A 26,102-nucleotide genomic window follows, 5' to 3' on the forward strand; every position below is an offset into this window, starting at 1 on the left:
GACAGGGGTAGAGGGCACCCCGGTGACGAGTTCGACCAGGTGGTGGACGGCGAGAGGGAAGTCGAGCTGAAGACTCCGTCCGGCCCGCCTCTCGAACGCCTGGGCCGGGCGACAGCCTTACACCCGCGCTATGGGACGTATTCCGCCGCAGTGGTGGACGTCGGCCGAGTCGGCTTCTCTGCCTCTGCCTCGTCGTCCGCCGTGCGTGCCGGGCGGGTCCGGTTGAAGGCCAGGTTCAGCCCGAACGCGATCAGGGTCGCGCTCGTCACCGGTGAGCCCAGCACGATGCGCACACCGTCCGGGAAACGGGAGTAGAGGTCCGGTGCCACGTCGGGCGCCATGCCCACGCCGATCGACACGGCGACGATCAGCAGGTTCTGCGTTCCCTCGAACTCGACCTTCCGCAGTGTGCTGATGCCGACGGCAGCGACCGTGGCGAACATGACCAGTCCCGCCGCGCCCACGATCGGTCCGGGCAGCCCGGCCACCACCGCCCCCAGCTTGGGAACCAGGCCCAGGGCAACCAGGACGGCGCCCGCGACGGTGGCCACATGCCGGCTGCGTACCCGGGTCATCGACACCAGGCCCACGTTCTGGGCGAAGACGGTGTCGATGAAGGCGTTCATCACTCCGCCGAGCACCCCGGACAGTCCGTCGGCGGCCAGCCCGCGCGCCATGTCCCCGGTCGTCAGCTCCTTGCCGGTGAGTTCGGCGACCGCGATCAGGTCCGCGGTCGACTCGGCGAACAGGACCAGCATCACGACACACATGGAGATGACCGCGACCGGCGGGAACTCGGGCGCGCCGAAGTGGAACGGAGCGCTCACCCCGATCCAGTCGGCGCCACGGGCGGCGGACAGGTCCACCAGACCCAGCGGTACCGCGACCGCGGTACCGGCCAGCAGCCCGAGCAGGACGCCGGTCTGGGCCAGAAAGCCCCGGCCGAACCTCGCCACCAGCAGGATCACGATGACGACGAAGGCGGCGAGGGCGAGGCGCGACGGCGCCGCGTAGTCCGCCGCCTTGGGGTCGCTGCCGACGACAAGATTGACGCCGACACCGATCAGCGCCAGGCCGACCACGGTGATCACCACACCGCTCACCAGCGGCGGGAAGAAGCGCGCTGCCTTGGCGAACGGCCAGGCGGCGAGCAGGCCGAAGATCCCGGCGGCGATCATCGAACCGTATACGGCCTGGAGCCCGTACTCACCGGCGATCAGGATCATCGGCGCCACGGCGGTGAAGGCCGCGCCGGCCATCACGGGCATGCGGACGCCGAGCACCCGCCCGACGCCCGCGCCCTGGACCATCGTGACGACGCCCGCGACCAGCAGGTCCGCGTTGATGAGCAGAGCGATGGTCGAGGCATCGAGCCGGGCCGCCGCGCCGAAGACGAACGGCACCGTGACACAGCCCGTGTACATCACCAGAACGTGCTGGAGACCCAGCACCGCGAGCCGCCCGAACGGCGCCCGCTTCTTCGCGGACATCATCACAACCGCACCTCTATCGTGCGAAGTTGGCAGCGATGCGCTGCTGGATGTACTGCTCCGCCGTGATCGGCGGATACCGGCCGTCCGGCCCCTCGATCACCACGTCACGGTCGGCCTGGGCGAAGAAGGCGATGCTGTAGCGTGCGCCCCGGTCCTCGCCGGGGCCCGGGGACTTGACCCGGTGGAAGTTGGACGGAAGCCGGTCGTCGCTCCACCGCATCAGCATGTCGCCGATGTTGCAGGTGATGGCGTCGGCCGAGGGCACCACGGGAGTCCACTCCTGGGCCTCGGCCTCCTTTCCCGGGCACACCTGCAGCCCGCCCTGCCCGTCCCGCTGGAAGAGCAGCGTCAGGCAGTCGAAGTCGGTGTGCGCACCGGCCCGCCACACGTTCGGGTGGGGCTCGGCGTCCTCGGGGATCGCGAAGTAGTGCAGCATCCGCAGGGTGGACTGGTAGCGCATGCTCTGAGGGTCGTGGGCGCGGGTGAAGAAGTCGCCGTCGAAGCCCAGCTTGTCGGCGAAGCAGGACAGGACCCGCATCGCCACCTCGCGGCAGCGTGTCTCGAAGTCGAGGGCACGCAGCCGGAATTCGGGCAGGACGTCGTCGGGCCAGAGCCCCTCCATGTGAGGGCGGGTGACCTGGTACGACTCCTTCTGGTCCGGTGTCCCGACGGACGGCCTGACCTGAGTCATGGACTCCCACCCGGAGTTGAGGCCCTTCTTCAGCGCATGCCGGGCCTTGTGGGCCTCGGGCAGCGCGAAAAATCCCTTGGCGTTCGTGAACGCCTCGTCCACCAGGTCCTGTTCGATGCCGTGGTTGACCAGCTGGAAGAACCCGATGTCCGTGGCCGCCGCCCACAGCTCCTCGGTGATCTCGGCCTTGCGGGCCTCGAAGGCGGAGAGGTCGATGCGGCGGATCTCGCGCGCCGTGGTCTCGGTTCCGGCCCCGCCCATGCGGGTTTCCTTGTCGAGTTCGGCGAGGCCGTACGTCGATCGAGGCGTCGTGTGCGGCACAGCACGCGTCGTGATGTCAGTCATCGCGGCAAGCACTCCTGAGTACGTCGGAGTGGTGTTCTCCGAAGTCCTACGAGGTGCAGTCACCGCCCCTGCACCCCCACCGCGGACACACAGAGGTCCGCGGGCACGGTCGGCCTCGGACCCGTCCGTGGGCCCGGCGCCGTGGGCTGGCATACGCCCCGTCGTCAGGGGCCATGCGCGATGAGGCCAGCCTGGCGGCACCATGTTTCGTCCCGGAACCAGTTCTGTTACTGCGACAGCACGTCCACGACGAACGACGACGTGGGTGTGGCGGCGGTACGGGCCGAAATCGGGACCATCCCCCGATGCTGTGCGCTCGGCGCCGCCAACCCTGTGCGAAGGGCCCTCACCAGAGGGTGGCCGCTATCGCGACAACAGGTCCACCAGGAACGCCTCGGAAAGGCGCGCGCTGCGCCCGTCCCACACCACCGCCTCTCCCGCCACCAGGACCGTGTCCACGGTCCGGCTGCTCGCGCAGGTCAGCAGCGTGGCGCCCGGATCACGCACCGGAAGGCACGCGTAGTCCCGCTCGAAGCGGTGCAGCACGAGGTCGGCCCTGGCACCGGGCACCACACCGTCCGCCCGGGAATCGAGCCCGAGCACCTCGTTGGCGCCGCCGGCAGCGATGGCCAGCATCTCCGCGAAACCGAGCAGATCGGCCTGCCGGTGCGCGGCACGCTGCAGATATGCCCCGATCCGCATGGCCTCCAGAATGTCCTGGGTGTCGTTGCTGGCGGCCCCGTCCACCCCGAGCCCTACCCGAAGTCCCGCCTCCCGCATGGAGATCACGGGGGCGATGCCGCTGCCCAGCCGCATATTGCTGAGCGGGTTGTAGGAGACGCCGACTCCGTGCCGGGCGAGCGCCGCACGGCCCGCCGCGTCCAGCTCCACACAGTGCACGGCGAGCAGCCGCTCCCACAGGAATCCGGCCGCCTCCAGATATTCCACGGCTCCTTGACCGGTGTGCTCCCGGCACATCAAGTCGTCCGTCGCCGTCTCCAGGAGGTGGATCGACACCGGCAGGTCCCGCTCTTCGGCGTACATCCGTACCTGCCGCATTCCCGCAGGAGTGAGACTGCGCGGATTGGGCACGGCGAGCCCCACCGAGACGCGGCTGCCCGCCGTGGCGTCCACCAACTCGTCGGTGTGAGCGAGGGCGCTGTCCAGCTGCTGCATGAGACGTGGGTCGAAGCCCCACTTGCGGGACGGGTCCGCCCGGTCGGCCACGCCGCGGCACAGCACCGCGCGGATCCCCGAGTCATGAAGGGCGCGCAGCACCGCGTCGTGGATCTCGGCGGACGGGTTCGGCCACATGTGGTCCACCAGGGTGGTGGTGCCGCTGCGCAGGGCTTCCGTCGCCGCGGCGGCGGCCGCTGCGTAGGCGCGCTCGGGAGTGAGCGCGACGGTCTCCTCGCCGACGGTTCGCAGCCAGGACAACAGCGGCTCGCCTTCGCCGATGCCGCGCATGCGCGCCTGGTGGAGGTGGGTATGCGTGTTGACGAGACCCGGGATCAGATGCCCGCCCGCCGCCGCCAATACCCGCTGTCCACGGGGCAGTTCGCGGGCCCCGACGACTGCCGTCACCCGCCCGTCCGCCACGTGCACGTCCCGGGTGTCCAGCCACCGCCCGCCGCTCCACACACAGACGTCGGTGATCGTGTCGATGTACATCAGGCTTGCTCCTTGCCACGAAGGACGCGACGGGTGTGGCTCGTGTGGTGGAACAGCAGATTCAGCGTGAAGGCGACGATCCCGGTCACCGCGATGCCGCTGTCCAGGACGGTGCGCAGGTACGACGGCAGCGGCCCGTAGAAGTCGGGCGCGCCGACCGGGATCATGCCGAGGCCGAACGCGAGTGCCGCCGTCAGCAGATTGCGCCCGTCGGAGAGGTCGGCGCGGCTCAGGATCCGCAGCCCGACCGCGCCGACGGTGCCGAACGTCACGAGTGACACCCCGCCGAGCACAGGTCCCGGTACCGCCGCAACCGCCGCCCCGAGCACGGGAACGAAGGCGAGCAGCACCATCAACGCGCCGGACAGCGCAACGACATGACGGCTCATCATCCGCGTCACGCTCAACAGACCGACGGACTGCCCGAACGTCACGATCGGGAAGGACGAGAAACCGCCGGAGAGCACGGTGGCCGCCCCATCGGCGCGCAGTGCCCTCACCACGGTCCCCGGGTCGTCGCCGCGCTCCACGATCTGTCCCACGGCCAGGGTGTCGCCCACCGACTCGACCATGTTGACCACCTGCACGACGAGCAGGGCGACGATCGCCGGCACGACGAACGTGGGCGCCCCGAACGCGGTCGGATCCGGCACCGACAGGGCCTGCGCCTCACCGATGGCCGAACCGTCGAACAGGCCCAGGGGTACGGCCAGAAGCGCTCCAGCGGCCATCGCGACCAGCACGGAGAAGCGGGCCATGGCGGGGGGCGCCAGCCGTTCGACGAGGACGACGAGGACGACGGTGACGGCGGCGACGGCGAGCCCTCGCGCGCCGCTGCCGTCCTCGTTCCCGCTTCCGGTGATGAGCCCGGCCGCCGACGGCACCAGGGAGAACCCGATGACCGCGATGACCGAGCCGGTGACGAGCGGCGGAAACAGATGCAGGATCCGCCCGAACCATGGTGCGACCGCCACCGTCACGAGCCCGGCGACGATGGTCGCCCCGAACACTGCGGCCAGGCCGTAGTCCTGGCCGATGAGCACGGCCGGAGTGATCGCGGTGAACGTCGACCCCATCACGATCGGCAACCGCGCCCCGAACCACTTGAAACCGAGTGTCTGCAGCAGCGTCGCCAGACCGCTGACCAGAAGGTTCGCGCTGATCAGCAGCCGGATCCGGTCGTCCGGCAGATGCAGCGCGACGCCCACGAGCAGCGGCATGGTGGCCAGGCCCGAGTAAGCGACGAGCACATGCTGCAGGCTCAGCGGCACCATGCGGTGCAGGGGCGGTCGTACGTCGACGGGGTGTGTGGCGGCTTCTGGGGCGCGCGTGTCGGCAGGAGGCTGCACAGCCATCCTTCCTCCTCAGAACGCGGTGAAAGGTGGCTGGTTAGCGCCGGACTGCCGGTCACCCGTCGGCCGTTGCAGCCATGACCGACGTGCGGGCGACCCTAGGGAGGGTATGTTTCGCAGGAATGTCGGCCAGGCTACGACCGGGGGTGCCCTTCGGGCCCGTGTCTACGGCCGCGCAGCGACCAGGTTGCGGAGCCAGACGTGAGCGGGGTCGTCGGTCACAGTGGCATGCCAGATCGAGCTGACGGTGTACTCGGGCATCGGCAGGGGCGGCGCGACGGCCGTCAGGCCCACGGTGTCGGCGTAGACGGTGGCCGCGTGGGCGGGGGAGGGTGGCCAGGGCGGGCAGGGTCGCGACCTGGAGTGCGGCTCCGGCGAAGTGGGTGGTGGAGGCGATCACCCGGCGGTCGAGTCCGCGTGCTTCCAGGAGGTCGTCGACGATGCCGCGCCGGCCGTCGTAGGAGATCAGCAGGTGAGGTTGGGCCAGGTAGTCTCATGCCCTGATCACCAATGCTTCGGCCAGGCTGAGACCGCCTCAGACTTCGACAGAGCGTTGACCGGCCCTCACGTCATTCGGGTCCGCGGCCACCATGCGGCCTCCCCGAGAGCGCCCGCGGTCACGGATGCTTCGTACGGGCGGCTGAGGCTTGCCGGGTGTCCGCGCCGGAGCTGACGTGTCGCTGGGTGTGCTGGGGGCCGTGCCAGTCCAGGCACATCACGGTGGCGTCGTCCTTCAGGCGGCCGCCCGCCGCGTCGAGGACTGCGGAGGTCAACATCAGCGCGGTCTCCCGCGGGTGCAGATCCCGGGTCCTCTCCAGCAGGTCGGCAAGGTCGACCTTGGCTCCGTGATGTTCGAGCATGCCGTCGGTCAGCATGAGCAGACGGTCACCGGGGCGCAGATCGATGTCCTGGACGCGGTAGGGGTGGGGTACGCGCACGGACAGCCCGAAGGGGTGGTCCACCTCGCAGGTGATCGTCTCCGCGATCCCGTCGCGCATGCGCAGGGGCCAGGGGTGGCCGGCGTTGACGAGCTTGGCCCGCCCAGTGTGGAGGTTGATGCGCAGCAGCTGCCCAGTGGCGTGGCCGCGGTTGTGGTCGGCCAGGTGGGCCTGCTCCGCGAGACCGGCTCCTGCGCGGCGGGCGCCGCGCAGGGCGCCCACCAGGACCGTGGCGGCCAGGGCGGCGTCGATGTCGTGGCCCATGGGATCGGTCACCGATATGTGCAGGGTGCCGCGGTCCAGGGCGTAGTCGAAGGTGTCGCCGCTGAGGGCTGCGGAGGGCTCCAGACTCCCGCACAGAGTGAACTGGGCGGCCTCGCACGAGAGCGACGGCGGCAGCAGCTGGTACTGGATCTCCGCTGCCAGGGTGGGTGGCCGGGAGCGTTTGCCCCAGGTGTACAGATCGGTGAAGCGCCCGTTGGCGATCACGACGTACGCCAGCACGTGGGCGGCTTCCCCGACCGCTTCCAGGACGTCCGGGTCGGGGGTGGCCTGCAGGAGCAGTTCCAGCAGTCCGATGGCGTCTCCGCGGTTGGTGACCGGCACGATCACCTGCTGCCCCTGGTCTGTCGCCCTTTGATACGGCCGCTGGGTCCGGATCACGACCTCGTAGACGCTGCCGAAGAGAGGGATCCGCTCCGCTTCCCGCCCGTCCTCCACCGCCCCGGCTGTGGAGAGCCGCGCCACTGCCTTCCCCGTCAGATCGACGATGAGGAACGACACCTTCGTGGCGCCGAAGCGCCGCCGCAGCTCCTCCGCGAACACGTCGACGGCCTCCACCGGCGCCGCCATCTCCGCAGCCGTCAGCAGCTCGGGATACCCACTGCGCCCACCACTCACGACCGCGGTCCTTTCACCGCCCCCTATCAGGGTGAAAGCTGCCACGCCGAGCGTCAACCGCGGCCCATCACGGGCCATGCTTCGACTGCACCACCGCGATCAGGCGACGGCCTCGTTCCGGCGTGCTCGAGTCAGGCTGAGGTCTTCGGCTGCGCCCCGCCCTGGATGCGGAGTCGCTCGTTGATGCGCTGGGCCCACCGCGGCTCATCACGCGGCAGAGCCCCGGCTGACGCGCGCCAGCCGGGGCTCGGCATCGCCTGTCCTGTCACACAGCCCCTATGAGCGGGGGTCTGGCTGTAGCTGTTCGACCAGGTGGAAGACCTCCCGGGCCGCGTAGCGCTTGAGGCAACGGACGATTTCACGTCGGGGCTTGCCCTCCTTGATCCGGCGCTCGTCGCGTTGCCGGTACCGGGCCGCGTCAGACGGTCAGGATCGTGAGGACGCCACAACTATCGACAGGCCCCTATCGGGACACACCCCGCCGGCCCGGCACCGGCAACGCACCATCCCCGGCCACCGGCCGACACCGTATGACTCAGAAACTTGGGTCAGAAAGATCATGAGTCAGACCATGGGCCCGGGACAGCACCCGCCCATCCTCCCGCCCCCGTCTCGCCACCGCCCGGGAACCGCAGGACATGCTCAATCCCCTTCAACCAACCCCCCGAACCTGATCCCGGCCGAGCACAATGGCGCCGCCCTCGTCGGCTACCTCACCGATCGAATAGGCGGCCGCCGACTTCGGAATCCATGCGTACTGGACCCACCCACCCACGCGGATCCACGGCCCAGAGCATGCTCCATCTCCTCATAGACCTCAAGATCATTATCGTGGAAGCTCGAGAACGCATCGGCCCTGCCTCAATGGTCGTGCTCATCCATGCGCAAGGACCACTTTCTGCGTCCCGGTGACCGTGTCGTCGGCGTTCTTTGCAAAACGGACGACCAGGACGTGCTTGCGATCGGCCGGCGCGGTCACCGAGAACGGCTGACCGTCGTTCAGGCCGGGCGCCTTGAAGTCCACCCGGGACCCGAAGGCTCCGCCGGCTATCTCGCAACCTCGGGCCGCGGTAAGCCCGAATGGATCATGATCATGGCCGGTGGACTCGACCTCGTAGTCGACTTTCCTGTTGTCAGGTCGGGTCCCGGTCCCGACGTCCATGGTGACCCACGCGTGGACCGGGACGTCCGAGCAGACGGCGACATCACTGTCTGCTTGAGGATCCGGATCGCCGTGGCCGTAGACGGGCGTCACCGCCAGGGCCACGCCTCCGAGCACGGCGACCCCGACAGCGGTGGCAGCAGCGAAGGCGAACCGGCGCGTGCGAATAAGCGAGAACATGAGCCCTCCGGGCGGGTAGCTGTCGGCGACGAGCCGCCTGCCGCACGTGGCTGAACGCTGCAGCTTGGTGGCTCCCGTCGGCCGGGGTGCCCGACCGCATTCCGGAACCTGTCCCGAGGATCTGAGTTCCGGCACGCGAGTGCACTGGGCACGCCCCGCGAGGTAGGTGACGTCACGGATGTGGTGCGGGGTTCCAGTACCCCACTGGCTGCCGGACGCACCCGGCGATGACCTCGGCATCAGCGATGGGCGAAGACAACACCCGCACCCGCGCCGGAACTCTGCCCCGCGCCCTGGCAAGCGTCGACACCCCGGCCATCAGCCCAGGGCTTCGGCGTAGTCACGTGGTGCCCGGTTCATGGCGGTCTGCCGGTTCCGGCGGTGCCCGGAACGTGACAGGCACGGCTTCCAAGATCATGGAGTTCTCCACGTCCCGAAATCCGAGTGGAAGACCGTGCCTGCCGACGCACCGTCGCTGCTCCCGTGCGCCCTTGACCAGCTCCGCAAGCATCCCGAGGTGGTATCCGAAGAGGTCCCGCGCCTGCTGGAGCAGCTGGTCGAGGTGCCCGACCCGCGAGACCCACGCGGCGTACGGCACGCTCTGGTCACCGTGCTCGCACTGACCGCGTGCGCGGTTCCGACGGGGGCGGCCTCTGTGCCGGCAATCAGCGAGTGGATCGCCGACGCCCCGCCGCACATCCTGGAACGCCTCGGCACGCCTCGGCCCACTGTTCCCGAAGCGGCTCCTGCCTGCGGAAACGACGGTCCGGCGGCCGCTGGCCCATATCGACGGCGACGCGCTGGACCGAGCGGTCGGACGCCGACCGCCGACCGGAAGCGACCGGGCTGCACGGCCTCGCAGTGGACGGCAAAAGCCTGCGCGGCGCGGCCAGGGCGAGGGCCGCAAGATCCATCTGGTCGCCGCACTGGAGCACGCCACCGGCCTGGTCCTGGCCCGGCTGGACATGGGCGAGAAGACCAACGAGATCATCTGCTTCCGGCCGCTGCTGGACACCGTCGCCGACCTGGCAGGAACTGTCGTCATCAGCGACGCGATGCACACCCAGCGCGAGCACGCCGACCACCTTCTGGTCCGCTGCGCCCACTACATCGTGATCGTCAAGGGCAACCAGAAGAAGTAGCGCCGCCAGCTCAAGTTCCTTCCCTGGAAGGACATCCCGCTTCAGGGACGCACCTGGGGCATCGGCCACGGCCGCTCGGAGATCCGCCGGACCAAGGCCGCCGGCGTGAACAGCTTCCTCTTCCCCGGAGCCCGCAAGGCCATCCAGATCAAGCGCCGCCGCACCGACCGCAAGACCGGCAGGACCACCGTCAAGGCGGTCCACGCCGTCACCAGCCTGACCGCCGTGCGGGCACCACGGCCCAGCTCGCCGAACTCGCCCGCGACCACTGGAAGTTCGAGGCCCTGCACCATGTCCGCGACACCACCTTCGCCGAGCACGCCTCCCAGCTGCGGCCATGAACACCCGGCGTGCCGGAAGAGGCCGGTAGCTGCCCTCCCGCAGTGCCGGGCCGGCTCCTGGCGACGTGCTGCAGCAGCGCGTAGGAGCACGCGCGAGCGGCGTCGGCCAGCTGGACCGCCATCGTCGACGGGCCCGGGCCGTGGCCCGCGATACGTCCGCAGCGGCCAAGCCCGTTACCGCAACGATCCCCTTCCCGTGCGTTCGATCCTGCCCACCCGGGTCACGCTGCTGAGGAATCCCGCTCAGGTGTCCGGAGATCGCGGCGGAACCACGGCCAGGCGTCTTTGAGGTAGAGACCGAATGGTATCCACCAGATCAGGTCGTTCGTCGAGACGAGGACGACCGAGTCCACCGGCCACTTTCCCGTGACGATCAGCCAGAGCAGACCGATGGGGCCGAGGACCTTGCCGGTCATCCCGACCGCCGCGATGAGCCAGCCGCGGGCCGGAACGCGGGCCACCTCCAGATACAGGATTCCGTACAGTCCGAGGACCATGCCGAGCGTCGCGAAGATCTGGGGGGTGTTCGATGCGGCCATGCCGGTGAGGTGGAAGAACCACTGCGGGTCGTACACGGCGTAGCAGCCCCATGCGATGTTGTATATCCCCGCCGCGACGAAGGTCGTCCGGTGCAGCCGTGCGGACTTCACTCGGCGGCCCCGCTCTGCGGCGGCCCGGGCGTGCGTGGGCCTACCCCGGGTGCGTGCCACGGCCAGCGCGCCAGCGGGCGCGGAAATCCGATGACGGCGTACGCGTCGCGTGTCGCCGAGACGAAGGTGCCCACAGCGAGTGCCGACAGGCCCAGTCGCAGCCACGACGGCACCGGCGCCAAGTCGATGGCCAGCCTGCTCGGCAGGTGCCGCCACTGCAGGATCACCGGGATGAGATGGGCCAGCATCGCCCCGTAGACGATCGCCATGATCGTGTGGGTGACACGCTCGCCGGGCAGCAGTCCGCCCATCGGTTTGCGCACCTGGTCCTCGACGACGAAGTCGGCCAGGGTGATCGCGATCTCGCACAGGAGCAGCGCGGCGAGGACGACCGCCCATGCGCCCCGCCACGCGATCCACGGCAGGGTGCCGAACACCGCGACGTAGATGAAGCTGCGTCCCGCGTGCAGTGTCAGTTCCGGTTGCAGGCCGGGCAGGTGCGCCGGCAGCCGGCCGCGGATCTCGTGAAAGTAGACGGTGTCAAAGCCGCCCAGCAGGCCCAGTACAGCCAGCAGCCACAGAGCGTCAGCCATCGACGTACTCCTCGATATAGCCGGTGTAGGAAAGCAGCAGGCCCGTCAACGGCGCCCGTATGCACACCCGCAGACGAAACCGCGGCGCTCCCGTGCCGTCGTCCTGCTCGCTGCGGGCCGACGCGGACGCCTGTGGTGCGAGCCGGGCGGGAAGGCGCAGCCGATGTCGGCCCAGGCACAGCGCCGCACCATCGGGGGCCCATCGAAGCTCAGTGTCGTCAGCAAGCAACCGCATGCGCAGTTCAAACGGCCCGAAACGCTCTTTGACGCGGTCCGCGTCGCGCGAGTGGCGGCTTACCAGGCTTGTCACCCGCCGCCGCCCGATCTGCCGGATCCACCTCTCCTCCCGGCCTTGTCCCGGACCCCATCCGGGGTCGCGGCACGATCCCGCGGCAGATCCCGGTCTCGGGTCACTGGTACGTCGGTACTCGATTTCACGGGGCTCGCAGTCGCGCAGTACTTCTACCTGAACCGGTACGCACGCCGCCGTCGCCGGTAGTCGCATCAGCCTGCCGGCCACCCGGCCTGTCCACCGCTCCCCGCGGTGGACGTCGAAAACACCGCGACCGCGGACGCCGTGGTCACCGAGGTGGAACCGGAGAACCCAATCGGACCGCTCCTTCACCACGCCTCCCGGTGGCCTCGGCCAAGGGTAATCACCCTCCTCGGCGACGCCTCGCACCTGATGCCCCCGTTCTCTGGCATGGGCGCCGGCCTCGCCCAACGCGACGGCGCCGAGAAGGTCCTCACGCACATGCACCAAAACCACTGTGGCTACGGCGAATTCTTCCGGGAGTAGTGCGGCCTGGAAGGGCGAGTCGGCTTCGGCAGTTGCGACCACGATGCGCTGGTCCGGTTCCTGCGGGATCGGCGGGGTCGGGTACATCGGGCCGAGCAGCGGGTGGTGCATCCGGTAGGTCGCGAAGTCCCGCTTCCTGACCTTGTGCTCGGACGACATCGCGGCGAATTCCGGGCTCTTCATGGTCAGTTCGCCGATGAGGGCGGCCAGGTCCGGGTCCTCCGGGTGCCGGCTGGCGGCCAGGCGCAGTCTGCCCGCCACGTCGCGGGCTTTCTTGTGCCGGCGCACGAAGAGGCCGCGGGGGGCGTCCTGGAACACCACGTGCGGTGGTGTGCGGGCGCCGCCCCGGATGTGCAGCGCTGTCGGGCTCGACGTGTCCGGCGAACAGAGCGTGCCCGACGCGGCTCCAGGCCAGTACCTCGCTGCGGCGGCCAGCACGACCGCAGGGGCGTCACCGAAGGCGTGCATGCACCAGTTTGCTTGGGTGGCACTGGCGAGGTCGTGCGGATGCAGTCGCTCCACACCCGCCGGGCGCAGGGCTCGGGCGAGCGCATCCAGCACCTCATCCGAAGGACCATCGTGATCCGCACGGACCCGCCACCCCCGTCTACCGGACCGGCCTGCGGTAACTGGAGATGAAGCCAGGATGAACCCGTGGGATGTCGCGCACTTCACCGCGTGTGCCGTCAGGGCCCGGCCGGCCGTTGCAGTACGCCCCGTCTGCCCGCGTTTCTCCGCCCTGCCGTAACGGCGCGTCAACTCCCATGTCACAGCGGTGTCTTGGTGCAACTCCTACGGCAACGCATGGCCCGGCACCGGCCTCCTATGAATCAACCGTGGCCGCTCAGCCGGAGCGAGCGGCCGATACGACACCGCTTCCCAGGAGTACCGATGCGCGTCAAGAAGATGTCCGCCCTCGCCCTCGTCGTCGCTGCCGCCGGCCTCTCGCTGACCGCATGCAGCAGCAGCGACGGATCGAGCGCTTCCGCCGGCACCAGCCCGTCCACCAGCGCTTCCATCGCCGCGAGCAGCTCCACCGGCGCGAGCAGCTCCACCACCGCCGCCACCTCCACCAGCGGCCAGGGCTCGACCTCGGGTTCCTCCTCGTCCGGCTCCAGCGGCTCCAGCGGCTCCAGCGGCTCCAGCAAGGGCAGCGGAACCACCACCCAGGCCCAGTCCTCGTCGTCGGGCTCCAAGTGCACGACCGACCATCTCGCCTACAGCGTCACCGCCTCCGGAGTGAAGGACGAGATAGTCGTCAACATGAAGAACGTCGGTTCCCGCACGTGCAGCATGCACGGCTTCCCCGGCGTCCAGCTCGTGGGCCCCGACGGACTGGGCGACACGGGCCCCGACGCCGCCCGCTCCGACGCCACGCCCTCCACCGTCACCGTCGGCCCCGGCGAGGAGACCCGCTTCCTGCTCCACTTCAGCCCCGACACCAGCGGCTCCGGCAAGACCTACACCCGCCTCGACGTCACCCCGCCCAACGAGACGATCTCCCAGATCGCGAACCTCAACGACCTGACCATCACCGTCTCCGCCACCAGTGGCAGCGTGCCGGACGTCATCGTCGACCCCGTCGGCTACCACGTCGGCTACGGCAAGTAGACCGAGCAGCCACGGGTCTGTGCGGATCACGATGGTCCTTCGGAATTCCTGAAGAACCATCATGATCTACACGCAGACGCGTAGGCCCGGAGTGGCGAACCGCCTGATCAAACCCCGCGCCGAGGAACTGAGGGGCCGGGCGAGCTCGTAGGACATTGCACACACGGCCGGACGGCGATCACGTATCGCCGACCGGGTCAGTTGTTGTCACCCAGCCCCACCGCACCCGTTCATCCCCACGCATACGGTGGGCAGCGGCCCGCAGTTCGGCGAGCGGCTCTGGAACAGTTCAGTCAGTCATCCCGGTCGTGGCCGACCCGCGCGAGGACAGCGCGCTCGATCTCCTCGACCATCACACCGTGTTCTTCCTTGGTCAGCCACACCGCTGCCTGCCGGTAGACCACGCCGTCAGAGTGGGGATCGGCATCCTCGTAGGCGAGATAGCGGCCGAAATCCGTCATCAACGATGTCGCGAACGTGGTGAACGCCCGTTGATGGTCCTCCCGCGTCATCGCCGCCCGCGCCGGGGACCCGTCTCTTGATGCCGCGCTGCTCGACGCCGTTGAGCGCTCCGCGGCGCCGTCCTCAAGCCAGTCGGCGCAGGTCTTCCAGGTAGCGCAGGACGGCGGCGACCCGCCGGTCCACCTGGTCGGCGGGGGACAGGTCGAGCTTGGCGAAGATGCTGCGGATGTGTTTGTGGACGGCGCCGTCGGTGACGACGAGCCGTTCGGCGATGGCGCCGTTGCCCAGTCCCTCGGCCATCAGGGCGAGGACGTCCCGTTCGCGCGGGCTGAGCCGTTCGAGGCGGGTGTCCTGGCGGGAGCGGGTGAAGAGCTGGGCGACGACCTCGGGGTCGATGGCGGTGCCTCCGGACGCCACCCGGTGCAGCGCGTCGAGGAACTCCTCGACTCGGCCGACCCGTTCCTTGAGCAGATAGCCGAGGCCGCCGACGCCGCCGCCGAGCAGTTCGGTCGCGAAGCTCTGCTCGACGTACGCGGACAGCACCAGGACGGCGAGGTCGGGGCGGCGGCGCCGGGCCTCGACCGCCGCGACGATCCCCTCGTCGGTGTGGGTCGGCGGCATCCGGACGTCGAGGATGGCGACGTCCGGTCTGTGTGCGTCGATGGCGTCCAGTGCCTCCTCGGGGGTGCCCGCGGTCGCCACCACGTCGAGCCCCTCGGCGCGCAGCAGCAGGGCGAGCCCCTCGCGCAGCAACGGGTCGTCCTCGGCTATCACGAGGCGCAGTTCACGATCCACAGGGAAGATCCACCTTCAGGGTTGTCGGGCCGCCGGGCGGGCTGGACAGGGAGAGGGCGCCGTCGTGCGCGGCGATCCGGCGGCGGATGCCGGTCAGGCCGGATCCGCCGTCCTCGTCGGCCCCGCCCCGGCCGTCGTCCTCGACGCACAGGTGGAGACGGCCCCCGCGGGCGCGGACGGTCACCGCGGCCTGCCCGGCGGCGCTGTGCTTGGCGATGTTGGTCAGGGCCTCGGCGACGACGAAGTAGGCGGTCGCCTCGACGGAGGCGGCGCACCGCTCGGGTACGTCCACGTCGACGCGGCAGGGCACCGCGCACTCCGCGGCCAGCCCGGACAGCGCTCCGGCGAGCCCGCGGTCGTCCAGCACCGGGGGCAGGATGCTCCGGGAGACCGTACGCAGCTCGGACAGGGCCTGCTCGGCGGCGGACTGGGCGCGTTCGAGGAGTTCGTCGGCGCCGGCCGGGTCGCGGGCCACCATGCGGCGGGCGGCACCGAGCAGGACGGTGACGCTGACGATCCGGTTCTGGGTGCCGTCGTGCAACGAGCGCTCGATGCGGCGCAGTTCGGTGGCGTGGGCGTCGAGGGCGGCGGCACGGGTGGCGGTGAGCTCCGCGACCCGCAAGGAGAGATCGGTGTCGGGGCCGGCGGCGAGGAGCCGGCGTCCGGGCCCGGCCTGCAGGCGCGCCATGCCAGGGGCGAGCCCCAGGATGATCGCGATCCAGCCCACGCCGAGCAGGGCGACGGCGAGGGCGTCCGGCCAGGAGTGCGCGTGGCCTATCCCCACGGACGAGGCGGTCGTGTCCGCGGGCAGGAGCTTCCAGTACAGCGGAAAGGCGCTGTCGCGCACGGCGGAGATCGGCAGGACGACGCCGAGCAGCCCCAGCAGGAACCCCAGGGTGGCGTGCCGGACCAGCCAGCGCAGGTTCCGCCGAGTGGTGGGGTCGACGAGTGCGGCCCGCAGCTGCGTCGGCGGAGGCTCGGGGGCGACGACCTCGGGGCCCCAGCGGCCGAGCCGTTCGCGCTCCTGTCCGGCCAGGGAGTGCAGGGCGCGCAGCACGGCGGGCACCATGAGCAGCCCCACGCCGACCAGGCTCGTCATGGCGGTGACGGCCAGCCAGAGCAGCACGAGAACGGCCAGGAACGCGGTATTGAGTCCGGATGCGAGCTGCGCGATCGCGATGCCGGCGGCGCTCAGGGCCCGTACGACGTTGTCCTTGAGCCCCGTACTCCGGTCACCGGCCGCGGCGTCCTGGTGGATGGCCATACGTCCTCCCTTCGTCGCGAAGGACCTTATGCCGGAGGCCCGTTCGCCGTCCGCCCGGGGGCCGAGGAGTACAGCCTGCTGTACCTCGAACCGGGCGGGCTACGGGATCGGCCGAGGGGGGCCGCGATCCATAGCGTCGGTGACGACAGCCGACCTCGGGAGGAACCCATGCCGAACAACGACCCCTACCGCCTGACCGGTGCCGACGCCGCCCCCGGCACACCGTCGCCCGCCCTCACCCGCGGGGAGATCGCCCGCTCGCTGCTCTGGATCCTGGTGGTGATCAGCGCGGTCGCCAACATGGCGGCCTCCTACGGCGACGCGAACACCTGGGTGCACCTGGCCTGCGGCGCGGTCACCGTGCTCTGCGGCGGAATCCTCGTCGTGCGCAACCTGCGGGGCCGTCGATGAGGTCCGCCTTCGCCGGCGCGCCGACCGACGGCCCGCGGGCGGGGGCAGCGGGCCGACCAGGCGCAGTCCGCCGTCCGCCGTGACTGCCATGTCGACATCCCCCATGCCCCGCCGCCCGGTCACTACCGGCTGTTCTCGTCAGAGCTTCCTCTCGCGCCCTGCTCCACTGCCTCGGCACAACGGCCGGTAGCGACTCCCGAACCTCGGCCAAAAGAACGATGGCCGGGGCGGGGTCCGGAACACGACTGTGCTCGGGCCGCGATCGGATGGGCGGTCTACCGCCGCGGACCGCGGTCCGCCAATGCCTCAGCGGGACTGTCGGGGTTCGGCTCCCCTTCCTCCATGCGTGGCACGCGCAAGAACAGGGTGTCGAACGCCCCCGCACCGTGATAGGTGGGGAGGGCGAGGGTGACCGTAGGGCTGTCGTCCCCGGTGTGCCTCGCCCAGTCCACTCTGGGATCTCGTCCGGCGGGGTCCGGGAACGTCAGGCGCCGCCGTATGGGCAGGGGTTGGGGCGTGTACGGGGCGTAGGACGGGTACGGCGGTATTTCCGCAGTGCCCGTACTGGGGTGCCTGCCCTGTTCTGCCGTGGCTTGTGCCGCGCTGCCGCTGGTCACCACGACCGTGACGCCGACGATGATCAACAGGAGCCCGGGTATGGTCGCGGGCTTGATGCCCTGCCCCATGAACCACCACGCGGCCAGCGCCGCCACGGGGGTCTCCAGCAGGAGCAGGACGCTCATCGTCGTCGCCGATGTCCTGCCGAGGGCGAAGTTCAGCGAGCCGAGTCCCAGGATCTGGGGAAGGACGAGCAGCCCGAGCAGCGACAGTTGCGTGGATCTGTCGAAGCCCGTCAGCGGGATGTGGGCCAGCAGGCAGACGGCGAGGAGTTCCAGACCGCAGACCAGCGAAGTGAACGTCGAGTACAGCGGTGTGCTCACATCCGCGCGCGACCGTTCGCTCAACGCGGTGTACCCGGCCTGGGCGACGGCCCCGACGAGGGCGAGCAGGTCCCCCAGCAGCGCCGTACCGCCGGATCTGATGTCGAGACCGCCCGCCGCGGCCGCTCCCACCACGGCGAGCACGAGACCCGCCCAGGTCCGGCGGGGCGCCCGGACACCCTGGCCCGCGGCGATGAGGGCCTGCCAGACGGGCTGGGTGGCAACGAGTGCCGTGGACATGGCGACCGAGGTCAGTCGGGTGCTCGTCATGAAGGCCGCGAAGTGCACGGCGAGCGCAGTGGCCGCGAGGAAGCCGAAGACCAGGGGCCGCCACTGCTCCCGGCGCAGGATGCCGCGCTCGCCCCGGGCGACGCGCACCACCTCGCGGCGGCGCAGCAACAGCAGGAGCGGCCCGAGTACGGCGAAGCCCAGGCAGTTGCGCCAGAAGGCCATGGCGAGCGGCGAGGCGGAGGCGGCGGCGGTGAGCGGCGCGGTGGCCGAGACAGAGACCACGGTGACCGCCATCGCCGCAGTGGACAGCGGATCGAGCTTGAACTTCACGCGTTCGTACCGCCGTTCACGGTCGACCGGGCGACGGCGGATGCCTGGGTTCCGATGCCGTCGCGCGGGGAACGCGGCCGCGGAACAGGGGCGTTCGCACGGCGGTACTCCGCGGCGTCCGTCCCGCCGCGGCCGCGATCGACGACGTCGGCGGTATATCCGATATTGGTCACTGGATACGCGGTTTCTGTGCTGGGAGGTGGGGGCGGCGGGCGGCTCAGGGCTTCGCCCGCTGAGGTGAGATCGTTCGGCGCCGACGTGTCCTCGTCGTTCGGGCAGGCTGTAGGTGCCAGGAGCGCGGCAGGGAGAGTGAAGTGCCGGGGTTGCCGAGCGGCTCGATCTGTGGGGGACCTTCTGTGCCACGGAACGCGAGCGGCGCAGTTGCACCACGTTCCACGAGGTCACGCGACGCAGGTCCCACTCCACGGCCTGTACTGGAGTCGCGCAAGCACCAGCGGGCGAAGGCGCCCCGCAGGACAGGGATCATGCCCGCCGGGACCATGGCGGTGGCCCGACGGGGAGAGTCCCACCGGTCGAACGGCCTCCGATCGTGGTGTCCAACGGGACCGGTGGGCACGGCTGAGTGTCTTCGGGACGTCCCTTACTGGACCGTGGCCGTGAGGGTCACCTCGATGTTCCCCCGGGTGGCGTTGGAGTACGGGCACACTTCATGGGTGGCCTTCATCAACTGATCGGCGGTGGACTGCTCCAGGCCCGGCAGGTGCGCGGTCAGCGACACGGCCAGGGTGAAACCGCCGGCCTCCCGCGTCAGCAGGCTCACCTTCGACTGCACGGTCGAGGCGCGCAGTTCGACCCCCTGCCCGCTCGCGATCAGGCGGAGCCCGTTGTGGAAGCAGGCGGCGTATCCGGCGGCGAAGAGCTGCTCCGGGTTGGTCCTGTCACCGCCGGGACCGCCCATCTCCTTCGGGACCGCCAGGGCTTCGTCCAGGACGCCGTCGAGGGACCGGACTTCGCCGTTGCGGCCGTCACCGGTCGACAGGGCCTCGGTGGTGTAGAGCGCGGTCATGTTGTTTCCCTTTCATGGGTGTTTCTTCGAAATCGGCACGGGGAGAGAGGCGCCGACTCGGCGGGCCCGCCCGGGTAGCGCTTCCTTCCAAGTCGCTGTCCGGCTGGTACGCCGGACAGCGCGTCCGGGACGTGGTGGGCGGGGATGCCGTGTCCAGCTGAGTCGGGCCGAGTCGGAGCCGGCGCCGCGTGGACGGCGAAGCCGCCGTACCGGGTTCCGGGCCGGTGACGCCGTCGCGGTCCCCGCCCGTGTTCCGGTCCGGGGCCCGCCCTGCGCCCTGCTCGTGGCTCCGAGTGTGCTGGCGCCGTCCGCTCGTAGCCTGCCCTTGCCAGGGGCAGGCTGCGTGGCATCCCGGTGCTCGATACTCGACGCATGGACAAGAAGCCGCGGTTGGGGGAGTTCCTCAAGACCCGCCGGTCGCAGTTGCAGCCGGCGGACGTGGGACTCCCGGATTTCGGAGAGCGCCGTCGCGTGCCGGGTCTGCGCCGCGACGAGCTGGCACAGCTCGCCGGGGTGGGCCTGTCCTACTACACGCGGCTGGAACAGGGGCTCTCGCTCAACGCGTCTCCGGAGGTACTGGACGCGCTGGCCCGTGCCCTGGGTCTTGACGAGGTGGAGCGGGCCCATCTGCACGACCTGGCCCGCGCCTCGCGCCGCACCGGCACCCGGCGCAGACCCGCGCCGGAGCGGGCGGGTGACACGACCCGGCAGCTGCTCGGCGCGTTCGGCGACGCACCCGCGGTCGTGCTCGGGCGCCGCAGCGACGTACTGGCCTGGAACCGCACGGGACACGCACTGTTCGCCGGGCACCTGGACCCGCACATCCCCGATCAGCCCGACCAGCGCCCGAACACGGCCCGCCTGGTCTTCCTGGACGCGCACACCCGGGACCTGTACGACGTGGACTGGCCGAAGAAGGCCAGGGACGTGGTGGGGAAGCTGCGGCTCGCCGCCGGACAGCATCCGGACGATCCCCGGCTGGCCGCGCTGATCGGTGAACTGGCCATGAAGAGCGAGGAGTTCACCACGATGTGGTCCGAGCACCGGGTCAGGAAGTGGGACCTCGCGACGTACCGCATGCACCATCCGCTGGTAGGCCGCATGCAGCTCAACCTCCAGACCCTGAACGTCCCACAGGAGGAGGGCCAGCGCATCGTCGTGGCGACCGCCGACGCCGGTACCACGTCAGCGGCGGCGCTGTGTCTCCTCGCCCAGGCCGGCGTTCCGACCGCTGTTCCGACCTCGCGGCAGGCGGGGCGCACCGAGGCGCCGGGATCCTCACGGGACGGGGCGGACAGCCGGAGCTAGTGCTGCGACCGGAAAGGTTCACCGGCTCGCGACGCCCGGCACGGCACCTCGCCGCGTTGTCGCATCACCCGAGTACGTCCAGTACGCGGGCGATGCTCCGCCTTGCGATGCACCGCACCGGACGCCGCAAGCTTCCCGGCAAACCTTTCCGGTCACAGCACTAGGCGCCTGTCGCGGAAGTGATGACCGCGCCGCACAATCAACCGCCGCATCCTCATGGCCGGTGCAACCGCCACGGCACCGCTGACCCTCGGCGTCCTCTCCAGCAGCGTAGGCGCGTCTGCCGCCCTCGCCACCACCGCGCCGGCCTCGGCCATGGACTCCGGCTCCCGGTCCGCCGCCGGTGTCGTCGCTCATCCGTTCGCGTTCTCCGTGGGCAGGTGATCGTGTCGTAGGTAGTCCGCTGCGGATCTCCGGCACCGCGATCAGTGGCCGTGCTGAAAACGCTCCGTCTGCCGGCCGAGTTCGGTCACGGTTTCGTGGATCGCGGTCAGCGCGTCGTGCCGGCGTACTCCGCCGCCGGCTCCGCGGCGCGCTCTCGATAGGCCGTCTCGGTCAGCTCGTCCCCAGGACACTGGCCCGCCTCGGCAACGACCACCCGGGGCTGATCGTCGAGTTCGGCGAGGCGTCCTCGCCCACGCAGCTTCGCCAACTCCGCGCCCACCGCATCGACATCGCGGTGATCGGCATGGGACCGGACCTGCCCGCCTACGATGTCGAGGGCCTGCGCCGCGACCTGCTCCTCGACGGCGGCCTTCTCCTCGCCGTCCCCGCCGACCACCGGTTCGCCGGCCGCGGAACCATCCCGGTGACCGAACTGAGGGACGAACCCTGGATCGTCGGCAAGGGCCTGCGTGACGACCCCCAGTTCGGCGCCTGGCCGACCCTCGACCACCCGCGGATCGCCTACGCCGCCCGCGAATGGCCCACTCGACTCGGCCTTGTCGCCACCGGCCTCGGCATCGCCGTACTCCCCGAAGTGGCCGCGGCCGCGGTCCCCACCGCAGTCCGCACCGTCCAGGCCGACGACCCCGCCTGGCTCGGCCGGGCCGTCGTCGCCGTCACGGTCCGCGACCGCTCCCCCGAGGTGACGGCCACCGTGGGGGCACTGCGCCACGAGGCCGCACACCTTCGTGCGGCGCCATGACGCTCACTCCTGAGAAAAGTGAGCGGTCTTGTGCAGCAGGCGTCTGTCCAGGGTGGCAAGCATCTCCGTGCTGTAGTACGGATCCTCCCGGCACAACGCCTGTAGAGCTGGGGCCAGTTCGTCGATGACGTCTTCGTCCGCCACGCCGCACCACTCCTGGTAGGCGTGGTCGAGGCAGGTGCGCGTACTGGGGAGATCCCGGCGCGCCGAAGAGGAGTGGAACCGGGCGGCGGTCAGCCACAGCCGGGCGGAGAGGGCGTGGTCCGCGGCGATACGGGCGACGACGGCGCGTACCTCGATCCAGTGCGTGGCCTCGGCGGACTTGGCGCCGTGGACGCGGACGGCCTCGCTCTCCAGCCTTCTTATGGTGTCCTCGACCGCCCTGAAGCGTCCCCTGTGCGCTTCGCGCCACAGAAAGGCGTGGATGTCGCCGCCGGGTATGTGGTTCAGGGCGAGGAGCGGATGCTGCGGGAAGGCGACGAGACCACGTATCTCGCCTGTGGTGTCCATGTCCGTGACAGTGTCCGTGTGTGTCGCCGGATTCGCGCGTCGCGCGTCCGCGACCACCACCGCGGTCACTCCCAGCATGATCATGAGCAGTCCGGGCCATGCTGTCGCGGCGGGCAGCTGGCCGAGCCACAGCCAGGCGATGAGCGCGGCCACGGGTGCCTCCAGCAGCAGCAATATGCTCACCGCCGTGGCCGGCGCCCGGCCGAGGACGAAGTTGAGGGAGAACAGGCCGAGCAGCTGAGGAAAGAGCAGCAGACCCAGCAGGGCGAGCCAGGTGCCGGCGTTGAAGGCGAACAGAGGCGTTCCGGTGACGAGGCAGAGGATCAGCAGCTCCACCGTGCACACCGAGGAGCACAGCACCGAGTACACCATCGTGCTGACATCGGGGCGGGCCTGTTCGCTGAGCGCCGTGTAGCCGGCGAGTGCGATCGCGCCCGCGAGGGCGAGCGCGTCACCGACGACCGCTTCGGTGCCCGCCCGCCCGTCCATGCCGCTGGCGATCGCCGCGCCGGCCACGGAGACCCCGAGGCCGGCCCAGGTCGCGCGCGGCAGCCGGTGGCCCTGCAGCGTCGAGATGAGAGCCTGCCAGACGGGCTGGGTGGCGACCAGGGCGGTCGCCATGGCGACACCGGTCATCCGGGTACTGGACATGAAGGTGGCGAAGTGTGCGGCCAGCGCCGTTCCGGCGAGAGCGCCCAGGAGAGCGCCTCGGCGTTGCTCCTTGCGTACGAGGAAGCGCTCGCCGCGGAAGACCTTCCTGAACTCGCGCCGGCGGATCAGCGCCACCACGGGCCCGAGGGTCAGGAGCCCCAGCGCGTTGCGGCCCAGCGCCAGCGCGAGCGCGGAGCCGGTGGCGAACGCGGTGAGCGGCGCGGTCGCGGAGAACGCGCCGACCGTCACCAGCACGGCGGTGATGGAGATGGCGTCAAGCTTGGTGCGCATGGCGCGGAGGAACCTTCTGGTGATAGGGGTTCAACACCTGTCCACGACAGGTGGATTGGCTTCAGCGAGGTCGAGGGCGAGGTCGAGGTCGAGGTCGGCGATACAGGCCCGGCTAGTCCGGGCGTGGGCCCGCTTCCCTCGCGACCGTGCGCAGCAGCGGGCGGCTCGCCGCGCTCGCACCGGCCAGGCCCGCGAAGCCCAGCGCCAGGCAGCCGGCGAGGAGCGCGGTGCCGCGGCCGTCGAACTGCGGGGCACCCCCGGCGAGCGTCAGCGGCGCCGCGCAGAACAGCCCCGTGAGCACCGCACCGCCCGCGAGCACGGCGGCGGGCAGGACCGACTCCGTGCGCCTGGCCGCGTCCAGGACCCGCAGCGGGGTGCCCGCGAGATGCAGCAGGCCGTACGTGCGGCGGCGGTCCAGGACGGAGGAGGCGGCCGTGATGGCCGTAGAGGCGATGGCGATGGCGAAGCTCGCTCCGAGCACGGTCAGCGTCACGAGGTGGAAGTCGCGGTCGAACTGCCGCGACTGCCAGTCGACGTCCGGGCCCGTGACCGGGTACTGGCCGGGCACGAGGCCGGTGAGCACACCGCGCGCCGCGTCCAGTCGGCCCGGGTCCGTGACGGTCGCGGTGACCTGGCGCTCGCCGCCTCCGCCCGTGCCGGTGGCGACCCAGTCGTCGTTCGCGCCGACGGTGGCGTGGATGCCGGCGCGTTCCAGGCGGGCGGTGGCCTCCTGTCGTACGGCGGCGACGTGCTCCTTCGGTACGGACAGCGCGAGCTGGTCCGCGCTGCCCCATGGCGAGTCGCCACCGAGGCTGAACAACGCGAAGAAACCGGCCACGAAGGCCGCCAGCGTCAGCGCCGACACCGCCCGCCACACGGACTTGGGATCGTCGAGCAGGCGGCGCCCCGCAAGGAGCGTCGCCGGTCGCCGCGCCGACCCGGTGACGAGAGCGCCGAGCACGCCGACCACCCAGGGGCCGATGACGGACAGCGCGGCGAAGACGGCGGCACAGCAGTACACCACCGCGTCGATGTCCATCGGCCTGCCCTTGGAGAGCTGCCCGTAGCCGACCAGCACGGCCACGAACAGCAGGGCGCGTACGGCCTTCAGACGGGGTGTGCGCGAGCGGCGTACGACGCCGAGCGGGCCCACGACCACCTGCCGCAGTCCCGCCAGCGCGCTGGCCGCCACCATCAGCACTACGCCGGCGAGTACGGCGAGCAGGACTCCCGTACCGACCCAGAGGTCGGAGACATACCAAGTACCGCCTGCCAGAGGGACCTTGGCCGCGAGGGGCAGGAGGAGCGCATAACCCAGCGCACCCGCGACGGCGCCCGCCGTGCCGGTCAGCGTCGCCTCGGCCACCGCGATCCCCGCGATCCAGCCCGGCGCCGCGCCCAGCAGCCGCAGCGTGGCCAGCCGTGTGTCGCGACGCGAGACGGACAGGCGGGCCGAGGAGGCGCCGAGCACGAGCAGCGGCACGATCAGCAGCACCGTGGCGATCTTCACCAGAGCCTGGTACTGCGCACCGAGGCCGTCCGCCGTGCGCTTGCCCGCGAAGCCCGCGACGGGCGTGGGCGTGACGATGTCCCCCGGACGGCGCGGGTCGGTGCCGCGCTTCACCGTCATCGCCGGGTCATGGGCGCGGTGCCCGACGACGGCCACCTTCTCGCCGGGCCTGACCAGCGCGGCGCGGCCGAGCGTGCCGGTGGTGTTCCTGCTGCCGGGCAGCCTGCCGAGCGCGGGCGACGTCCACACCTCGCCCGGCTTCGGGAAGTGCGGCATACCGGGAGGCGCGGGTGCCTCGCCGCTCCGGCCCGGCAGCGCCGCGACATCGACGACGGTCACGGGCTCACCGCCGATGAAGGTGGTGCCCACCGCCTCGACGGCCACCGCGCGCGAGAGTTCGGCCTTGACGGGGGTACGCCAGTCGGCGTGCGCGGCGCGTGAGCCGAAGCCGAGGTTGGCGCCGACGCACAGGAGCAGCAGCGTGGTGCAGATCGCCGCGGCGCCGACGGACAGTCCGGCGCCGAGCCGGCCATGCCTGCCGCCGCCGCGCAGCAGCCGCCAGGTCAGTGTCCAGGTGGTGCGGTCCAGGGTCCTCGCAGTCCTCATCGTGCAACTCCGCCGGTCACGTCGGCCGTTGCGCCGGTCCAGGCCGGGCCCGCGTCAGCCTCCGCGTCCGGTACGATCCGCCCGTCCCGAACCTGCACCGTACGGTCGCACCAGCGGGCCACCGTCCGGTCGTGGGTGACCACGACCAACGCCGTGTTCTGCGTCCTGGTGACCTTCGTCAGCATCCGGATCACGTCCTGCCCGGTGGCCTGGTCGAGCGCACCGGTCGGCTCGTCGGCGAAGACGACCTGGGCACCTGCGACCAACGCCCGTGCGAGCGCCACCCGTTGTGCCTGGCCGCCGGACAGCTGGCCGGGACGGCTGTCCTCCTTGCCCTCCAGGCCCAGCGGCGCGAACCACCGGCGTGCGCGCCGCTCCGCCTCACGGCGCGAGGTACCGCCGAGCATCAGCGGGAGCGCCACGTTCTCCACCGCCGGCAGTTCGGGCAGCAGCTGCCCGAACTGGAAGACGAACCCGAAGCGGGTACGGCGCAGCTCGCTGCGGTGCGGCTCGCGCAACTGGTCGATGCGCTCGCCGTTCAGCAGCACCTGGCCGCTGTCCGGGCGCTCGATGTTCGCCAGGCAGTGCAGCAACGTCGACTTGCCGGACCCGGAGGGGCCCATCACGGCCAGCGACTCGCCCGCTCGCACGGCGATGTCCACACCGTCGAGCGCGTGGGTGGACCCGAAGGACTTGGACAGTCCGATGCCGCTCAACACGGGCGGCGAAGAGGAGATGTTGTTGGTCATG

The 26,102-nt window shown here is 70.7% G+C and carries 24 protein-coding genes and 1 pseudogene; 7 read left to right on the top strand and 18 right to left on the bottom strand.

Features of this window, described 5'->3' with window-relative positions; all coding sequences use genetic code 11:
- Positions 1–128: 128 nt before the first annotated feature.
- From ACFZDK_RS28770 to ACFZDK_RS28795, 6 genes are all read right to left on the bottom strand, one after another.
- Positions 129–1,493, bottom strand: a complete 1,365-nt coding sequence (locus ACFZDK_RS28770) for a solute carrier family 23 protein (protein WP_390976810.1) — start codon at positions 1,491–1,493, stop codon at positions 129–131.
- Between the two features lie 13 nt (positions 1,494–1,506).
- Positions 1,507–2,529, bottom strand: coding sequence for a 2OG-Fe(II) oxygenase family protein (locus ACFZDK_RS28775; protein WP_390976811.1), 1,023 nt, complete (start codon positions 2,527–2,529; stop codon positions 1,507–1,509).
- Between the two features lie 363 nt (positions 2,530–2,892).
- Positions 2,893–4,200: an amidohydrolase family protein gene (locus ACFZDK_RS28780; protein ID WP_390976812.1), complete on the bottom strand. Its 1,308-nt coding sequence runs from the start codon at positions 4,198–4,200 to the stop codon at positions 2,893–2,895.
- Positions 4,200–5,555 (bottom strand): solute carrier family 23 protein, encoded by a 1,356-nt coding sequence (locus ACFZDK_RS28785; RefSeq protein ID WP_390976813.1) that lies wholly within the window; start codon positions 5,553–5,555, stop codon positions 4,200–4,202. The genes ACFZDK_RS28780 and ACFZDK_RS28785 overlap by 1 nt, the downstream gene beginning before the upstream one ends.
- Positions 5,556–6,169: 614 nt before the next feature.
- On the bottom strand, positions 6,170–7,342 hold the full coding sequence (locus tag ACFZDK_RS28790; RefSeq protein WP_390976987.1) for a SpoIIE family protein phosphatase: 1,173 nt from the start codon (positions 7,340–7,342) through the stop codon (positions 6,170–6,172).
- Between the two features lie 922 nt (positions 7,343–8,264).
- Positions 8,265–8,657 carry a hypothetical protein gene (locus ACFZDK_RS28795; protein WP_390976814.1) on the bottom strand — a complete coding sequence of 131 codons (393 nt, stop codon included), beginning with the start codon at positions 8,655–8,657 and terminating at the stop codon, positions 8,265–8,267.
- 433 nt (positions 8,658–9,090) lie between these two features.
- Between ACFZDK_RS28795 and ACFZDK_RS28800 the strand changes: the two are divergent.
- A pseudogene (locus ACFZDK_RS28800) lies at positions 9,091–9,411 on the top strand (transposase family protein); the annotation flags it as partial.
- 247 nt (positions 9,412–9,658) lie between these two features.
- On the top strand, positions 9,659–9,874 hold the full coding sequence (locus ACFZDK_RS28805) for a transposase (protein WP_390976988.1): 216 nt from the start codon (positions 9,659–9,661) through the stop codon (positions 9,872–9,874).
- 41 nt (positions 9,875–9,915) lie between these two features.
- On the opposite strand, the gene ACFZDK_RS28810 is transcribed toward ACFZDK_RS28805, so the two are convergent.
- The 4 genes from ACFZDK_RS28810 to ACFZDK_RS28825 all read right to left on the bottom strand — a co-directional run bounded on the left by ACFZDK_RS28810 (position 9,916) and on the right by ACFZDK_RS28825 (position 12,818).
- A complete protein-coding gene (locus ACFZDK_RS28810) occupies positions 9,916–10,167 on the bottom strand; it encodes a hypothetical protein (RefSeq protein ID WP_390976996.1) in 252 nt (83 codons plus the stop codon).
- Positions 10,168–10,436: 269 nt separating this feature from the next.
- Entirely contained in the window at positions 10,437–10,865 is a 429-nt protein-coding gene (locus ACFZDK_RS28815) for a hypothetical protein (protein ID WP_390976815.1), read from the bottom strand.
- The gene (locus ACFZDK_RS28820; RefSeq protein ID WP_390976816.1) at positions 10,862–11,458 is read right to left on the bottom strand and encodes a hypothetical protein; all 597 of its coding nucleotides are present in this window, start codon (positions 11,456–11,458) and stop codon (positions 10,862–10,864) included. Before ACFZDK_RS28820 ends, ACFZDK_RS28815 begins: the two co-directional genes overlap by 4 nt.
- Positions 11,451–12,818 (bottom strand): DUF4166 domain-containing protein, encoded by a 1,368-nt coding sequence (locus ACFZDK_RS28825; protein ID WP_390976817.1) that lies wholly within the window; start codon positions 12,816–12,818, stop codon positions 11,451–11,453. The genes ACFZDK_RS28820 and ACFZDK_RS28825 overlap by 8 nt, the downstream gene beginning before the upstream one ends.
- Before the next feature lie 330 nt (positions 12,819–13,148).
- On the opposite strand from ACFZDK_RS28825, the gene ACFZDK_RS28830 reads away from it, so the two are divergent.
- Positions 13,149–13,868 (top strand): DUF4232 domain-containing protein, encoded by a 720-nt coding sequence (locus tag ACFZDK_RS28830; protein WP_390976818.1) that lies wholly within the window; start codon positions 13,149–13,151, stop codon positions 13,866–13,868.
- A gap of 293 nt (positions 13,869–14,161) precedes the next feature.
- Here ACFZDK_RS28830 and ACFZDK_RS28835 read toward each other — a convergent pair whose 3' ends face one another.
- The 3 genes from ACFZDK_RS28835 to ACFZDK_RS28845 form a co-directional block, all read right to left on the bottom strand.
- Entirely contained in the window at positions 14,162–14,380 is a 219-nt protein-coding gene (locus tag ACFZDK_RS28835; RefSeq protein ID WP_390976819.1) for a hypothetical protein, read from the bottom strand.
- A 73-nt stretch (positions 14,381–14,453) separates the two neighbouring features.
- Positions 14,454–15,113, bottom strand: a complete 660-nt coding sequence (locus ACFZDK_RS28840; RefSeq protein ID WP_390976989.1) for a response regulator — start codon at positions 15,111–15,113, stop codon at positions 14,454–14,456.
- 1 nt (position 15,114) lies between these two features.
- Positions 15,115–16,389 carry a sensor domain-containing protein gene (locus ACFZDK_RS28845; RefSeq protein ID WP_390976820.1) on the bottom strand — a complete coding sequence of 425 codons (1,275 nt, stop codon included), beginning with the start codon at positions 16,387–16,389 and terminating at the stop codon, positions 15,115–15,117.
- A 168-nt stretch (positions 16,390–16,557) separates the two neighbouring features.
- On the opposite strand from ACFZDK_RS28845, the gene ACFZDK_RS28850 reads away from it, so the two are divergent.
- Complete coding sequence (locus tag ACFZDK_RS28850; RefSeq protein WP_390976821.1) at positions 16,558–16,800, top strand: hypothetical protein; 243 nt, start codon at positions 16,558–16,560, stop codon at positions 16,798–16,800.
- 275 nt (positions 16,801–17,075) lie between these two features.
- Here the strand turns inward: ACFZDK_RS28850 and ACFZDK_RS28855 are convergent, their stop codons facing one another.
- Together ACFZDK_RS28855 and ACFZDK_RS28860 are read right to left on the bottom strand one after the other, a co-directional pair.
- Complete coding sequence (locus ACFZDK_RS28855; RefSeq protein WP_390976822.1) at positions 17,076–18,302, bottom strand: EamA family transporter; 1,227 nt, start codon at positions 18,300–18,302, stop codon at positions 17,076–17,078.
- A 601-nt stretch (positions 18,303–18,903) separates the two neighbouring features.
- Positions 18,904–19,329 (bottom strand): Ohr family peroxiredoxin, encoded by a 426-nt coding sequence (locus tag ACFZDK_RS28860; RefSeq protein ID WP_390976823.1) that lies wholly within the window; start codon positions 19,327–19,329, stop codon positions 18,904–18,906.
- 372 nt (positions 19,330–19,701) lie between these two features.
- On the opposite strand from ACFZDK_RS28860, the gene ACFZDK_RS28865 reads away from it, so the two are divergent.
- The 3 genes from ACFZDK_RS28865 to ACFZDK_RS28875 all read left to right on the top strand — a co-directional run bounded on the left by ACFZDK_RS28865 (position 19,702) and on the right by ACFZDK_RS28875 (position 21,784).
- Positions 19,702–20,637, top strand: a complete 936-nt coding sequence (locus tag ACFZDK_RS28865) for a helix-turn-helix domain-containing protein (RefSeq protein WP_390976824.1) — start codon at positions 19,702–19,704, stop codon at positions 20,635–20,637.
- A 216-nt stretch (positions 20,638–20,853) separates the two neighbouring features.
- A complete protein-coding gene (locus ACFZDK_RS28870) occupies positions 20,854–21,021 on the top strand; it encodes a hypothetical protein (RefSeq protein ID WP_390976825.1) in 168 nt (55 codons plus the stop codon).
- On the top strand, positions 20,981–21,784 hold the full coding sequence (locus ACFZDK_RS28875) for a LysR substrate-binding domain-containing protein (RefSeq protein WP_390976826.1): 804 nt from the start codon (positions 20,981–20,983) through the stop codon (positions 21,782–21,784). Before ACFZDK_RS28870 ends, ACFZDK_RS28875 begins: the two co-directional genes overlap by 41 nt.
- A gap of 3 nt (positions 21,785–21,787) precedes the next feature.
- Here ACFZDK_RS28875 and ACFZDK_RS28880 read toward each other — a convergent pair whose 3' ends face one another.
- The 3 genes from ACFZDK_RS28880 to ACFZDK_RS28890 form a co-directional block, all read right to left on the bottom strand.
- Complete coding sequence (locus ACFZDK_RS28880) at positions 21,788–23,236, bottom strand: EamA family transporter (RefSeq protein ID WP_390976827.1); 1,449 nt, start codon at positions 23,234–23,236, stop codon at positions 21,788–21,790.
- 112 nt (positions 23,237–23,348) lie between these two features.
- Complete coding sequence (locus ACFZDK_RS28885) at positions 23,349–25,352, bottom strand: ABC transporter permease (protein ID WP_390976828.1); 2,004 nt, start codon at positions 25,350–25,352, stop codon at positions 23,349–23,351.
- Positions 25,349–26,101 (bottom strand): ATP-binding cassette domain-containing protein, encoded by a 753-nt coding sequence (locus ACFZDK_RS28890; protein ID WP_390976829.1) that lies wholly within the window; start codon positions 26,099–26,101, stop codon positions 25,349–25,351. Before ACFZDK_RS28890 ends, ACFZDK_RS28885 begins: the two co-directional genes overlap by 4 nt.
- Between the last annotated feature and the right edge of the window lies 1 nt (position 26,102).

This window comes from Streptomyces sp. NPDC007901 (assembly GCF_042959465.1).
Classification (GTDB): Bacteria; Actinomycetota; Actinomycetes; order Streptomycetales; family Streptomycetaceae; genus Streptomyces.